Annotated in this window: 14 protein-coding genes and 2 pseudogenes; 10 read left to right on the top strand and 6 right to left on the bottom strand. The window is 68.1% G+C overall.

Annotated elements, in window-relative coordinates; translation table 11 throughout:
* Positions 1 to 7 precede the first annotated feature (7 nt).
* From BTE28158_RS10280 to BTE28158_RS10255, 6 genes are all read left to right on the top strand, one after another.
* Positions 8 to 859 carry an ABC transporter permease gene (locus BTE28158_RS10280; RefSeq protein ID WP_151051827.1) on the top strand — a complete coding sequence of 284 codons (852 nt, stop codon included), beginning with the start codon at positions 8 to 10 and terminating at the stop codon, positions 857 to 859.
* Between the two features lie 7 nt (positions 860 to 866).
* Positions 867 to 1,898: an ABC transporter ATP-binding protein gene (locus BTE28158_RS10275; protein WP_151051829.1), complete on the top strand. Its 1,032-nt coding sequence runs from the start codon at positions 867 to 869 to the stop codon at positions 1,896 to 1,898.
* Between the two features lie 35 nt (positions 1,899 to 1,933).
* Positions 1,934 to 3,022, top strand: coding sequence for an extracellular solute-binding protein (locus tag BTE28158_RS10270; RefSeq protein WP_151051831.1), 1,089 nt, complete (start codon positions 1,934 to 1,936; stop codon positions 3,020 to 3,022).
* 10 nt (positions 3,023 to 3,032) lie between these two features.
* The gene (locus BTE28158_RS10265) at positions 3,033 to 3,863 is read left to right on the top strand and encodes an ABC transporter permease (RefSeq protein WP_174919838.1); all 831 of its coding nucleotides are present in this window, start codon (positions 3,033 to 3,035) and stop codon (positions 3,861 to 3,863) included.
* A 70-nt stretch (positions 3,864 to 3,933) separates the two neighbouring features.
* Entirely contained in the window at positions 3,934 to 4,404 is a 471-nt protein-coding gene (locus tag BTE28158_RS10260; protein WP_420868020.1) for an SLOG cluster 4 domain-containing protein, read from the top strand.
* 63 nt (positions 4,405 to 4,467) lie between these two features.
* Positions 4,468 to 4,662 (top strand): YqaE/Pmp3 family membrane protein, encoded by a 195-nt coding sequence (locus BTE28158_RS10255; protein WP_044848494.1) that lies wholly within the window; start codon positions 4,468 to 4,470, stop codon positions 4,660 to 4,662.
* Between the two features lie 103 nt (positions 4,663 to 4,765).
* Here the strand turns inward: BTE28158_RS10255 and BTE28158_RS10250 are convergent, their stop codons facing one another.
* The 3 genes from BTE28158_RS10250 to BTE28158_RS10240 are packed head-to-tail and all read right to left on the bottom strand — an operon-like array spanning position 4,766 to position 7,375.
* Positions 4,766 to 4,945: a hypothetical protein gene (locus BTE28158_RS10250; protein WP_059598950.1), complete on the bottom strand. Its 180-nt coding sequence runs from the start codon at positions 4,943 to 4,945 to the stop codon at positions 4,766 to 4,768.
* The gene (cydB, locus tag BTE28158_RS10245; protein WP_151052346.1) at positions 4,917 to 5,924 is read right to left on the bottom strand and encodes a cytochrome d ubiquinol oxidase subunit II; all 1,008 of its coding nucleotides are present in this window, start codon (positions 5,922 to 5,924) and stop codon (positions 4,917 to 4,919) included. The genes BTE28158_RS10250 and cydB overlap by 29 nt, the downstream gene beginning before the upstream one ends.
* Before the next feature lie 29 nt (positions 5,925 to 5,953).
* Positions 5,954 to 7,375 carry a cytochrome ubiquinol oxidase subunit I gene (locus BTE28158_RS10240; protein ID WP_124624418.1) on the bottom strand — a complete coding sequence of 474 codons (1,422 nt, stop codon included), beginning with the start codon at positions 7,373 to 7,375 and terminating at the stop codon, positions 5,954 to 5,956.
* A 491-nt stretch (positions 7,376 to 7,866) separates the two neighbouring features.
* On the opposite strand from BTE28158_RS10240, the gene BTE28158_RS10235 reads away from it, so the two are divergent.
* The 3 genes from BTE28158_RS10235 (at position 7,867) to ltaE (ending at position 9,966) form a co-directional block, all read left to right on the top strand.
* Positions 7,867 to 8,193 (top strand): hypothetical protein, encoded by a 327-nt coding sequence (locus BTE28158_RS10235; protein ID WP_059598953.1) that lies wholly within the window; start codon positions 7,867 to 7,869, stop codon positions 8,191 to 8,193.
* Between the two features lie 13 nt (positions 8,194 to 8,206).
* Positions 8,207 to 8,734 carry a hypothetical protein gene (locus BTE28158_RS10230; RefSeq protein WP_174919836.1) on the top strand — a complete coding sequence of 176 codons (528 nt, stop codon included), beginning with the start codon at positions 8,207 to 8,209 and terminating at the stop codon, positions 8,732 to 8,734.
* A 218-nt stretch (positions 8,735 to 8,952) separates the two neighbouring features.
* A complete protein-coding gene (gene ltaE / locus BTE28158_RS10225; RefSeq protein WP_151050228.1) occupies positions 8,953 to 9,966 on the top strand; it encodes a low-specificity L-threonine aldolase in 1,014 nt (337 codons plus the stop codon).
* Between the two features lie 110 nt (positions 9,967 to 10,076).
* Here ltaE and BTE28158_RS10220 read toward each other — a convergent pair whose 3' ends face one another.
* The 3 genes and pseudogenes from BTE28158_RS10220 to BTE28158_RS10210 form a co-directional block, all read right to left on the bottom strand.
* Positions 10,077 to 10,289 carry a DUF1059 domain-containing protein gene (locus BTE28158_RS10220; protein ID WP_059598956.1) on the bottom strand — a complete coding sequence of 71 codons (213 nt, stop codon included), beginning with the start codon at positions 10,287 to 10,289 and terminating at the stop codon, positions 10,077 to 10,079.
* A 106-nt stretch (positions 10,290 to 10,395) separates the two neighbouring features.
* Entirely contained in the window at positions 10,396 to 11,301 is a 906-nt protein-coding gene (locus BTE28158_RS10215; protein ID WP_151050226.1) for an HTH-type transcriptional regulator ArgP, read from the bottom strand.
* 217 nt (positions 11,302 to 11,518) lie between these two features.
* Positions 11,519 to 11,695, bottom strand: a pseudogene (locus tag BTE28158_RS10210) (integrase core domain-containing protein); the annotation flags it as partial.
* 95 nt (positions 11,696 to 11,790) lie between these two features.
* Between BTE28158_RS10210 and BTE28158_RS10205 the strand changes: the two are divergent.
* A pseudogene (locus BTE28158_RS10205) lies at positions 11,791 to 12,195 on the top strand (DNA adenine methylase); the annotation flags it as partial.
* Positions 12,196 to 12,203: the final 8 nt, after the last annotated feature.

The following is a 12,203-nucleotide window of genomic DNA, read 5'->3' as shown; positions in this document are numbered from 1 at the left end:
ATTCGCCATGCATCCGCCATCCGCTCCGGCCCTTGCCGAAGCTATTCCGATTCGTCGTAACAAACGGCCGCGCGCGATCGCGGGACGCCTGCTGCTGCGGGCGTTCGTCGCGGTGTTCGGGCTGTATCTCGCGCTGCCGATCGTGCTGCTGCTGATCGGCTCGGTCGGCCAGTCGTGGACGAACACGCTGCTGCCGACCGGCATCACGTCGCACTGGTTCGTCGATCTGGCCGCGAATCGCAGCTTTACCCGCGCATTCGGCACGAGCCTCGTGGTCGCGCTCGCCTGCTGCGCGATCAATGCCGTGCTGGCGTTGCCGCTCGCCTACGCGCTGCATCACCGCGCACTGGCCGGCCGCGGCTTCGCGGCGCGCATCGTGATGCTGATGCCGATCGCGGTGCCGGCGCTGACGCTCGGGTTCGGCTACATCGCGATCTTCAGCGGCGATGCGCTGCCGTGGCTCGGCACGCTGCCGCTGATGATCGCCGCGCACGCCGTGCTGACGCTGCCGTACCTGCTGCAGACGCTGCTGAGCGACCTGCGCCACCTTGGCCTCGCGCATCTCGAGGCATGCGCGGCCACGCTCGGCGCGACGCCGCTGCGCCAGTTCTTCACGATCGTGCTGCCGAACCTGCGGCACAGCCTGTTCTCCGGCCTGGTGATGGTCGCCGCGCTGTCGATCGGCGAATTCCAGATCTCGAACCTCATCGCGGGCTTCCGTTACCGCAACTATCCGATCGTGCTGCTGCAGGCGTTCTACGGCGCGTCCGGGATGGCCTGCGCGGCGACCGTCGTGCTGCTCGTCCTCGCCGTGCTCGCGACGCTCGCCTCCGTCTTCACCGTGCAACGCCTGAAGTGAAACCGTCATGAGTCTCGATTTCGAAAACGTCAGCTTCCAGTATCCGGGCGCCCGTCACGGCGTCGACGCGGTCACGCTGTCCGCGGCCCAGGGCGAACTGCTCGCCGTGATGGGCCGCAGCGGCTCCGGCAAATCGACGCTGCTGCGCCTCGCCGCCGGCCTGCTCGACGGCTACCGCGGCCGCATCGCGATCGGCGGCCGCGACATGGCCGGCGTGCCGGTGTGGCAGCGCGAGGTCGGGATGGTGTTTCAGCACTACGCGCTGTTTCCGAACCTGTCGGTCGTCGACAACGTCGCCTATGGCCTGAAGATGCGCGGCATCGCCGCGGCGCCGCGCCGCCGTCGCGCGCTCGAGATGCTCGAACGTGTCGGCCTCGCCGCGCAGGCCGATCGCAGCACGGCGCTGCTGTCCGGGGGGCAGCAGCAGCGCGTCGCGCTGGCCCGCGCGCTCGTGATCCAACCGAAGCTGCTGCTGCTCGACGAGCCGCTCGCAGCGCTCGACGCCGGCATTCGCCACCAGTTGCGCGACGAGATCCGCGCGCTGCAGCGCGCCTGCGGCGCGACGACGCTGCTCGTCACGCACGACCAGGATGAAGCGCTCAGCATGGCCGATCGCGTGGCGATCGTCGACGGCGGACGCATGCTGCAGGCCGGCACCCCGCGCGACCTGTACGAGCGTCCTGCGACCGCACAGGTCGCGCGTTTCGTCGGCCATTCGACGCTGCTGCGCGGCCGTGTGCTCGCACATGGCGCGGTCGACGTGCGGTTCACGACGCTGTGCGCGGAGACGGGTACGCACCGGCCGGGCGATCCGGTCGAGGTGCTGATCCGGCCGGAACACCTGCAACCCGATCCACCCGGGGACGTCGCGAACCGCATCGATGGCCGCGTCGGCGAGGTGCGCTACTTCGGCGCGACACAGCGCTTCGACTTCGTGCCGGCCGGCGCGACCGACGCACTGCTCGGCGAAGGGCGCGAACTGCCCGCGCGCTGCGTGTCGATCGAGCCGCGCCATCTGCTCGTGCTGCCCGTCGCGTGAGCGCGGGCGACCTATTCATTCAACGGAGAATCACGATGTCTGCACGCCGCCACTTTCTTCATGCGACGCGTCGCCGCCTGCTGGCACTCTGCGCATTCGCGACCTTCGCGCCGGCGCTCGCCCATGCCGCGTCGCTGTATCCCGGGGAGGATGCGCTGTACGAGAAGGCCGCCGACGAAGGGCTCGTCGTGTCGTTCGACACGGGCCCGGAATGGGCGAACTGGAAGTCGCTGTTCGCCGAATTCCGCAAGCGTTACCCGAAGGTCGAGATCACGTACAACGACATCGGCTCGGCGGCCACGGTCGTCGCGCTCGACAAGTCGCGACGCCGCCCGCAGGCCGACACGGCGTACTACTTCGCGGCGTCGGCGCTCGATGCGACGGCCAAGGACGTCGTCGCGCCGTTCAAGCCGGTCAATTTCGACAAGCTGCCCACGGTGTTTCGCGCGGCCGACGGCCGCTGGTTCGCGGTGCACTCGCTGAACATCGCGTTGCTCGTCAACAAGAAGCTCGTGAAGAACGTGCCGCAGCGCTGGTCCGACCTGCTGAAGCCCGAATATCGCAATGCGGTCGTCTATCTCGACCCGCGCTCGACCGGGCAGGGGCAGGTCGCCGTGTTCGCCGCCGCCTATGCGAACGGCGGCAGCGTCGACAACCCGAAGCCTGGCGCGGAGTTCTTCGGCAAGCTGAAGCAGGCGGGCAACGTGCTGCGCGTCGAGGGGACGACGCCCTACGCGAAATTCGTCAAGGGCGAGATTCCGATCCTGATCGGCTACGAGAACGACGGGCTCAAGGCCAAGTACACGGACGGCATGGGCGATGCGGCCGAAGTCGTGATCCCGCAGGACGGCAGTGTATCGGCGCCGTATGCCATGAGTCTCGTGAAGAACGGACCGAATCCGGCCGCCGCGCAATTGTGGCTCAACCTCGTGATGAGCGACGTCGGACAGGGGCTGTTCGCGCAGGGCTACGTGCGCCCGGCCGTGCCCGGCACGCCGGTCGCGCAGGACGTCGCGGCGAAGCTGCCGAACGCGCCGCAGGTGCGTCCGCTCGACGTCGCGAAGGCCGCGACGCACAAGGCCGAAGTCGACCAGCTCTGGTCGCAGGCCACGCTCGGCAAGTAAGGGGCGCGCGATGCGGGTTTCGTCCATGCGGCATGGCGTCCTGCGCCGCTACGGCGCGGTGCCGGCGGCCGCGCTGTTCGCGGTGTGCTTCGCGCTGCCGCTCGCCGCGCTCGTCGGCGCCGCGTTCGACGGCGGCGGTCGCGCGTTCGCCGCGGTGTTCGGCGATCCGCTCGTCGCCGACGCGATCGTGCGTTCGCTGGCGCTCGCGATCGGCGCCGGCACGCTGTCCGTCGCCGTTGGCGTGCCGGTGGCGTTCGTGCTGGCCGGGCAGTCGCCGGCGCGCCGCCGCTGGTCGCTCGCGCTGCTCGGCGTGCCGCTCGCCTTCTCCGGCCTCGTGATCGCGTACGGCTTCATCCTCGTGTTCGGCCGCGCCGGTTTCGTGACGATGCTGCTGGCGTCGCTCGGCGCGGACCCGACCGTGGTCGGCGGCGCGATCTACTCGATGCCGGGGCTGGCGTTCGCCTATGCGTATTACCTGATCCCGCGCGTCGCGCTGATGCTCTACCCGGCGCTCGCGAATCTCGACCGGCGGCCGCTCGAGGCGGCGCTGACGCTCGGCGCGCGGCCGTGGCGCGCGTGGTTCGACGTCGCGTGGCGGGAGCTGTGGCCGTCGATCGCGTCCGCGTGGTGCCTCGTGGGTGCGATCGCGCTCGGCACGTACGGCACGGCGCTCGCGCTGGCCGGCACGCAGGTCAACATCCTGCCGCTGCTGATGTATCTGAAGCTGTCCGACGGACAGACCGATTTCTCGCAGGCCGCCGTGCTGTCGATCGTGCTGACGGCGCTTTGCACCTGCGTTCTTGCACTGGGGGAAGGACTTGCACGGCAACGACGTCATTGAATGGTCGGACGACACGCGCGCCGCGCTGGCGCAACTCGCGCAGCGACAGCGCGGCGCGCAACCGCACCGGATGCCGGTCGGCGTGATCGGGCCGCGCGACGCGACGGACACGCAGCTCGCCGTCGCCGAGCGGATCGCGTACGGGATCGCGGCGACGGGCATCGCGATCGTCGGCGGCGGCAAGCAGGGCGTGATGGAGGCCGCCGCGCGCGGCGCGCGGGCCGCGGGTGGATGTGCGATCGGGCTGCTGCCCGAGGATGATGCGCGGGACGCGAATCCGTATCTGACCGTTGCGCTGCCGACCGGGCTCGGCATTACGCGCAACGCGCTGATCGCGCGCGCGTCAGTGTGCCTGATCGCGGTCGGCGGCGGTCTCGGCACGCTGTCGGAAATCGCGCTGGGGCTGCAATGGGGCAAGCCGGTGTTCGGCATCTGCGACGCGCCGCAGGTGGCGGGCGTCGAGCGTTTCGACGAAGCGGGCCTGCTCGTCGCGCGCGTTGCGCGATGGCTGTCCGGTTCGGAGCAGGTCGGCTTGAAATGAGGGGCATGACGCGCCATATTGGCCGCGTACGTTGCTCCTCATTGATGAGAAAAAGGAAATCCGATGCGTCTGCTGCTTGCCCTCTTGCTGCCGTGGTTCCAGTTCTTCACGATCGGCCGCCCGATCGCCGGTGTGATCTGCCTGATCCTGCAGCTCACGATCATCGGCTGGCTGCCGGCCGCGATCTGGTCGGTGTATGCGCTGAGCCAGTACAAGACCGATCGCAAGATCGAGGCGGCGCTGCGCGAGCGGCGGTAGGGGCGAGGCGCGCGGCGCCGGCGAGGCCGGCGAATCGGAAACATCGGCCGGCGATATGAAAACGGCCGCTCCGATCGTCGTTCGATCGAAGCGGCCGCGCAGCTTACTTCACCGCGAACAGCGTCAGGTTCATGAAGATCTTGAACGCATAGCCGAGCGTGACGGCGCCGAGCACGCCGCCCGCCCACAGCACGACGAACCACATCCAGCCGCGCATCCGCGGCCGCGGCGCGTCGGGCTGGCGAGCGGCGGAATCAGTGGTGGTAGTAATGCTGGTCTTCATGGCGCACCTTGCCTCGGAATACCCAGTAACCCATCGTCGTGTAGGCGATGATGATCGGGAGGATAACCGCTGCGCCGACCAGCGTGAAGGTCTGGCTCGAACGCGGTGCCGCCGCATCCCAGATCGTCATCGTCTGGGGAATCGCATACGGGAACAGCGTGACGAGCAGGCCGACGTAGCCGAGCAGCACGAGCGCCAGCGCGAGCACGAACGGCGTCATGTCGTGCCGGTCGCGCACCGCGCGACGCATCCACACCGCGCACCCGGCGACCAGGAACGGCACCGGCAGCAGGCGCCAGAACAGCCCCGAATCGAACCAGCGCTGCGCGATGGCCGGATCCTGCAGCGGCGTCCACAGGCTGACGACCGCGATGAAGCCGAGCAGCACGACGGTCAGCGGCCACACGACGCGATGCAGGCGCCGTTGCAGGTCGCCTTCCGTCTTCGCGACGAGCCAGCAGCAGCCGAGCAGCGCATACGTGACGATCAGGCCGAGGCCCGTCAGCAGGCTGAACGGCGTGAGCCAGTCGAACGCGCCGCCGGCGTACACGCCGTCCTTCACGTCGATGCCCTGCAGGAACGCGCCGAGCGCGATCCCCTGGAACAGCGTCGCGCCGGCCGAGCCGCCGATGAACGCGAGATCCCACAGCTGCTTCGTGCGGCGCGCCTTCGCGCGGATCTCGAACGACACGCCGCGGAAGATGAGGCACACCAGCATGAAGATCAGCGGCAGGTACAGCGCCGACAGCACCGTCGAATAGACGACCGGGAACACCGCGAACAGCCCGGCGCCGCCGAGCACGAGCCACGTCTCGTTGCCGTCCCACACGGGCGCGACGGTGTTCATCATCAGGTCGCGCTCCTTCTCGTCCGGGAAGAACGGGAAGACGATGCCGATGCCGAGGTCGAAGCCGTCGAGCACGACGTACATGAAGAGCCCCAATGCGATGATCGCGGCCCAGATTACGGTGACGTCCATAGGTTTTCTCGTTTGCGAATGGGGTGGGCTCAGACGGTCTCGATCAGCTCGTCGACGGCCGACATCGGGCGGCGCGCGGTGTGATCGGGGCGCGTGTCGGGCATGTCGTGTTTCGGGTCGTGCTTGACGTCGGGCAGCGCGGGGCCGGCCTTCATCAGCTTCAGCATGTAGTACACGCCGGTGCCGAACACGAGGAAGTACACGATCACGAACGTCATCATCGACAGGCTGACCTGCTGCACCGAAAGCGGCGACACGGCCTGCGCGGTGCGCATCACGCCATACACGACCCACGGCTGGCGGCCCGCTTCGGTCGTCACCCAGCCCGCGAGCAACGACACGAAGCCGGTCGGACCCATCACGAGCGCGAAGCGCTGGAACCACTTCGATTCATACAGCGTGCCGCGGCGGCGCAGCAGCCACGCGAGCGCGGCGAGGCCGATCATCGCGAAGCCGAGGCCGACCATGATCCGGAAGCTCCAGAACACGACCGTCGAGTTCGGGCGGTCCTCGGGCGGGAAGTCCTTGAGCCCGCGGATCTCGCCGTCCCAGCTGTGCGTGAGGATCAGGCTGCCGAGATGCGGCACCTTCACCGCGTAGCGGGTGGTCTCCGCCTGCATGTCCGGAATGCCGAACAGGTTGAGCGCGGTGCCGCCCTTTTCGGTTTCCCACAGCCCTTCGATCGCGGCGATCTTCGCGGGCTGGTGCTTCAGCGTGTTGATGCCGTGCTGGTCGCCGATCACGGCCTGCAGCGGCGCGAGCACCAGCAGCAGCCACAGCGCCATCGAGAACATCTTCTTCACGCCCTTGTCGCGGCGCCCCTTCAACAGGTGCCATGCGCCCGTCGCGGCCACGACGAGCGCGGCGACGATGAACGCGGCGATCGCCATGTGGAACAGGCGGTACGGGAACGACGGGTTGAAGATGATCGCGAACCAGTCGGTCGGCACGATGCGGCCGTCGACGATCTCGAAGCCTTGCGGCGTCTGCATCCAGCTGTTCGACGCGAGGATCCAGAACGTCGAGATCAGCGTGCCGATCGCGACCATCAGCGTCGCGCCGAAGTGCGCGCGCGGGCTCACGCGATTCCAGCCGAACAGCATGATGCCGAGGAAGCCGGCTTCGAGGAAGAACGCGGTCATCACCTCGTACATCAGCAGCGGGCCGGTGACGGCGCCGGCGAAGCTCGAGAAGCCCGACCAGTTCGTGCCGAACTGATAGCTCATCACCACGCCGGAGACGACGCCCATCCCGAACGCGACCGCGAAGATCTTCGACCAGAACAGGCAGAGGGTTTTGTAGTACTGCTTGCCGGTCTTCAGCCAGCGATATTCGAGCACGGCGATGAAGCTGGCGAGGCCGATGCTCAGCGCCGGGAAGACGATGTGAAAGGAGACGGTGAACGCGAATTGCAGGCGGGCCAGATCGAGGGCCGAAAAAGCGGTGTCCATACCAGTTGACCGAGGCTGACGATACCCGCCGGCGGGTGCCGGCGGACCCCGGCCGACGGGGCATCGGGGTTGGCTGGAGTATGTGCCGCGATATTGCGCCGCGAAATGCGCCAACTCGTCGCAGATGTCCAGTCCGCCGCGCGCGTTTTCGGGATAAATCGTTGATTCGTATCAACAACACCGGTCGTCGCGTGCGCGATCGTGACGTGGCGGTCTGTCGCACGTGCGTCAATATGGCGCGTCGCGTCATCGGAACGGCGCGTTGCGAACCTGCGTGCTGCGTGGCGCCGCCGCCTGCGGCCAGTCCGTTTCGGCGCGTTGACGCGTAACGCGTGCAGTCCCGCTGGCGGGCCCTGGCTGACGGGGCCGGTTACATGGGTAACGTCGCGCAACATTGGCGCCCGCGCCTGTAATGGCTGGCGAATCGCGCACGGCGTAGCGTTCGATATGTCCGGTTCGTATCGACGAACCGTCCTGCCGGAGAACGTGACGTGAATGGATTGAAGCTCGCGCTGGGCGCGGTCGCCGCGGTGGCCGTCGCGACGGGCGGCGTCGCGCATGCCGCCCGGGTCGGCGTGTACGTCGGCCCCGGTTACCCGTATTACTACCCGGTCGTTCCGGCGCCGTACTACTACCCGCCGCCCGTGGTCGTGGTGCCCGTCGATCCCGGTCCGCCGCCGGAGTACGTCGAGAAGGACCAGCCGCAGCAAGGCGGCGGCGCGGACGTCTGGTACTACTGCGACGCGTCGAAGCATTACTACCCGTATGTGAAGACCTGCAAGTCGGGCTGGCGATCGGTGCCGGCGCGGCCGCAATGAGGGAGGCCCGACGATGAACCCCATGATTCGATCGCTGCGTGTGCCGGCCGTGCTGGCGCTGGCCGGCCTGCTCGGCGCGTGCGCGTACATGCCGACCGGGCCCAGCGTGATGTCGCTGCCGGGCACCGGCAAGTCGTTCGACCAGTTCCGCGTCGACGATGCGAACTGCCGCCAGTACGCGTTCCAGCAATCGGGCGGCGTGAGCGCCGGGCAGGCGTCCACCGCGAGCGCGGTCGGCAGCGCGGCCGTCGGCACCGCGCTCGGCGCGGCCGCGGGCGCCGCGTTCAACGGCGGCTCCGGCGCGGCCGTCGGCGCGGGTGCCGGGCTGCTCGCGGGTAGCGTCGTGGGCGCGGGCACCGCACAGGGCTCGGCCTACGACGTCCAGCGCCGCTACGACTACGCGTATCTGCAATGCATGTACGCAACCGGCAACCGCGTGCCGGTGCCGGGAGGGATGAGCGGCGGATATGTCGGAGGCGCGCAGCGCGCGGCGCCGCCGATGCCGCCGCCGGGTGTCCAGCCGCCGCCGCCGCGTTATTGACGATGCCGCCCCGAATGCCGGCCGCCCCGCCCCGGTGCGGGGCGCGTCGCTTCGTGCCGGTCGCGGGGGGATCGTGCGGCGGTGGCGCGCGATCGAGCGCCGCTTCCTTGTGCGGCGCGATGCATCGGCAGGCGCTGCGCGAATTGCGTACACTCTGAGTCTCGTTTCGGCAGGGCCGGGCGCATCGGTTCCGGTCCGCGTTCACTCAGGGCACGAAGATGATCGATTTACGCAGCGATACCGTCACACGTCCGAGCCAGGCGATGCTGGCCGCAATGACTGCCGCCGAAGTCGGCGACGACGTATGGGGCGACGACCCGACCGTGCTGCGCCTGCAGGCGGTCGCGGCCGAGCGGGCCGGCAAGGAGGCCGGCCTGTTCTTCCCGAGCGGCACGCAAAGCAACCTGGCTGCGCTGATGGCGCATTGCGAACGCGGCGACGAATACATCGTCGGCCAGCTCGCCCACACCTACAAGTACGAAGGCGGCGGCGCGGCCGTGCTCGGCAGCATCCAGCCGCAGCCGATCGAGAATGCGCCGGACGGCACGCTGCCGCTCGCGAAGATCGCCGCGGCGATCAAGCCGCTCGACAACCACTTCGCCCGCACGCGCCTGCTCGCGCTCGAAAATACGATCGGAGGCCAGGTATTGCCGGACGGCTATGTGCAGGAAGCCGTCGCGCTCGCGCGCAGCCGCGGGCTGGCGACCCACCTCGACGGCGCGCGCGTGTGCAATGCGGCCGTCGCGTCGGGCCGCCCGATCGCCGAACTGTGCGCGCTGTTCGATACCGTGTCGATCTGCTTCTCGAAAGGGCTCGGCGCGCCGGTCGGTTCGGTACTGGTCGGCAATCGCGCGCTGGTCGAGCGCGCGCAGCGCTGGCGCAAGGTGCTCGGCGGCGGGATGCGGCAGTCCGGCATTCTCGCGGCGGCCTGCCTGTATGCGCTCGACCACAACGTCGAGCGGCTCGCCGACGATCACGCGAACGCCGCGCATCTCGCCGCCGGCCTCGCGCGCATCGAGCCGGTGAAGGTGCTGTCGCACGCGACGAACATGGTGTTCGCGCAATTCCCCGAAGCCGATTGCGCGCCGCTCGAGGCGTGGCTGAAGGAACGCGGGATCCTCACGCAGATGCTGTACGCGTCGCGCTTCGTCACGCACTGCGACGTGTCGCGCGCGGATATCGATACCTTCATCGACGCGGTTGGCGCGTATTTCGCGCAGCGGCGCGCGTAAGGTGGAATGCGCCGGCCGGCGCCGGGGGCGCAGGCGCGGCGCGAAGCGGGAGTGGGGAGGCGACGGGGCGGTGCTGTGGCCCGTCTGTCGATATCTGGCGTGCCGGTGGACTACGCGTGCCGGGGCATGTCGGCGGGCGGCGTGCCGTCGCGGAACAGTGCTTTCAGCTGCGTGCGAAGTTCGGCGCTGTCGGTGTGCTGGTGCACCGAGACCGCATGCTGCACGGCGGCCTCCAGTAGTTCGTTGTCGGAGTCGGCGGAAATCGCGACCGAGCAATGCATCGCGCTGGGAAACTCGCGGCAATCGATATAGCGGCGGGACATGATGTTCTCCTCACGGGAAAGGGAACGGCCGGATGGGCGTGATCGGCCGCGCGGCGCGTTCGCGAGGCCGATGAAAAAAGTATAGGCGACGTGCCGGCGACGCTCGTCACGACAGCGGCGCGAGCAGCCGGCGCGCCGCTTCGACCACCCGCGTGGACAGCGACGCCATCGTCGGCGACTGCACGGTCCATGCGTGCCAGTACAGCGCGATATCGGTCGGATGCATGGGCGCGAGATCAACGAGCCCCTGCGCGTCGAGCGGCGCGCCGCCGATCAGCGGCTCCGGCACCATCGCGTAGCCGAGCCCGTGCCGCACCGCCGCGAAATGCGCGTGCGTGCCCGGCACGTAATGGCACGGATACGCGCCTTCAGGCAACCCGAATTTCTCCTTGAGGAACGTGGACTGCAGCGTGTCGCGCCGCGAATACGCGACGACCGGTGCGACGCGCGCGCTCGTGCGGCTCAGGCCGCGCGGGAACCAGCGCCCGGCGAACGCGGCGGCCGCGAGCAGCCGGTAGCGCATCGTGCCCAGCGGCGTCGCGACGCAGCCGCGCATCGGCTTCGGCTCGGTCGTCACGCAACCGACGGCCATCCCGCTTTCGAGCAGCGCGAACGTGTGATCCTGATCCTCGACGATCAGCTCGAACAGGATGCGCTCGCCCGCGAGCACCGACGTCAGCGCGGGCAGGAACCAGGTGCCGAGGCTGTCGGAGTTCAGCGCGATCGTGACCGAGATCGGCGATTCGCGCTCGGCCGCGAGCGTGCTTTGCAGGTCGGCCTGCAGCAGCGCGACGCGGCGCAGGTGCTGCAGCACGCGTTGCCCGGCCACCGTCGGCCGGCACGGTCGCGTGCGCAGCACGAGCGGCGTGCCGAGGCTCGCTTCCAGCGCGCGCACCCGCTGCGTGACGGCGGATGCGGTCACGTGCAGGCGCACGGCGGCCTGCTCGAAGCTGCCGGTGTCGGCGACGGCCAGCAGCGCGGCGGCCTGTTTCGGATCGATCGTCAGAGACATGTACCAGATAGACCGAGACAGGTTGTCATACTTAAAATGATGAAGCCTTGGTAGTCATGGCATTGGGGCCGATCATGATGCTTGGCGATCAAGTGTGGCATGGAAATCGGTCACACCTTGGGACCAAACTGCGACCGATTCGGCATGATGTGCCAGATGGTCTGGCGCAAGATGCGCATATCGGATGAAGTTGACCCCTGTAGTTCCGGACACAGCGTCACACTAAGGTTGCTGAATCCATCGAGCGCCGGAACTCGCGAGGCGAGCGGTATTTCAGCGCGCTATGGGGATGCTTCTCGTTGTAATGCTCGAACGCGATGGCCAGGTTGTGTGCAGCAGTTGCTGCGTCCGGCTTCGGCATGAAGGCGACGTAGTCGCGCTTCATCGTCTTCACGACCTGCCTGGTGTTAGTCAAAAACACAGTCTTATGCCTACCCGTTATTGTAAGTGGGTGACTGTGTCCGGCGTTTCAGGGGGCTGCTCCAAACGCCGCCGGGCCTTAACCTGCTGCGCATCGACGAAGAACTGTCAGCGGCACACCTGCGGCTCGCGAACACGTTCGTCGAGCGGCTCGATTGGGCCGCGTGCATTGATCGATACGACCGGACACATACGCTGTTCTATCTGGACCCGCCGTATTACGAGACGGAGGGCTACGGCGTGGCATTCCCGTTTGGAGAGTACGAGAAAATGGCGCAGCGCCTGCGGTCGATCAAGGGGCGTGCAATCGTGAGCCTCAACGATCATCCCGATATTCGACGTGTGTTCGACGGGTTCCACATCGAGACCGTGCCGATTCAGTACACCGTTGGTGGAGGCGGCCGGGCCGCTGAACGGAACGAACTGATCATCTTCAGTTGGGACGACGCGGCGCAGCCCGTGGGGCTGTTCTAATCAACGTT

The organism is Burkholderia diffusa (genome assembly GCF_902499115.1).
Classification (GTDB): domain Bacteria; phylum Pseudomonadota; class Gammaproteobacteria; order Burkholderiales; family Burkholderiaceae; genus Burkholderia; species Burkholderia diffusa.
This window is presented reverse-complemented; position numbering and strand designations above follow the sequence as displayed.

Coding starts and splice junctions, on each gene's coding strand:
- BTE28158_RS10280 (WP_151051827.1), top strand. CDS start 8: ATGCATCCGCCATCCGCTCCGGCCCTTGCCGAAGCTATTCCGATTCGT.
- BTE28158_RS10275 (WP_151051829.1), top strand. CDS start 867: ATGAGTCTCGATTTCGAAAACGTCAGCTTCCAGTATCCGGGCGCCCGT.
- BTE28158_RS10270 (WP_151051831.1), top strand. CDS start 1,934: ATGTCTGCACGCCGCCACTTTCTTCATGCGACGCGTCGCCGCCTGCTG.
- BTE28158_RS10265 (WP_174919838.1), top strand. CDS start 3,033: ATGCGGGTTTCGTCCATGCGGCATGGCGTCCTGCGCCGCTACGGCGCG.
- BTE28158_RS10260 (WP_420868020.1), top strand. CDS start 3,934: ATGCCGGTCGGCGTGATCGGGCCGCGCGACGCGACGGACACGCAGCTC.
- BTE28158_RS10255 (WP_044848494.1), top strand. CDS start 4,468: ATGCGTCTGCTGCTTGCCCTCTTGCTGCCGTGGTTCCAGTTCTTCACG.
- BTE28158_RS10250 (WP_059598950.1), bottom strand. CDS start 4,945: ATGAAGACCAGCATTACTACCACCACTGATTCCGCCGCTCGCCAGCCC.
- cydB (WP_151052346.1), bottom strand. CDS start 5,924: ATGGACGTCACCGTAATCTGGGCCGCGATCATCGCATTGGGGCTCTTC.
- BTE28158_RS10240 (WP_124624418.1), bottom strand. CDS start 7,375: ATGGACACCGCTTTTTCGGCCCTCGATCTGGCCCGCCTGCAATTCGCG.
- BTE28158_RS10230 (WP_174919836.1), top strand. CDS start 8,207: ATGAACCCCATGATTCGATCGCTGCGTGTGCCGGCCGTGCTGGCGCTG.
- ltaE (WP_151050228.1), top strand. CDS start 8,953: ATGATCGATTTACGCAGCGATACCGTCACACGTCCGAGCCAGGCGATG.
- BTE28158_RS10220 (WP_059598956.1), bottom strand. CDS start 10,289: ATGTCCCGCCGCTATATCGATTGCCGCGAGTTTCCCAGCGCGATGCAT.
- BTE28158_RS10215 (WP_151050226.1), bottom strand. CDS start 11,301: ATGTCTCTGACGATCGATCCGAAACAGGCCGCCGCGCTGCTGGCCGTC.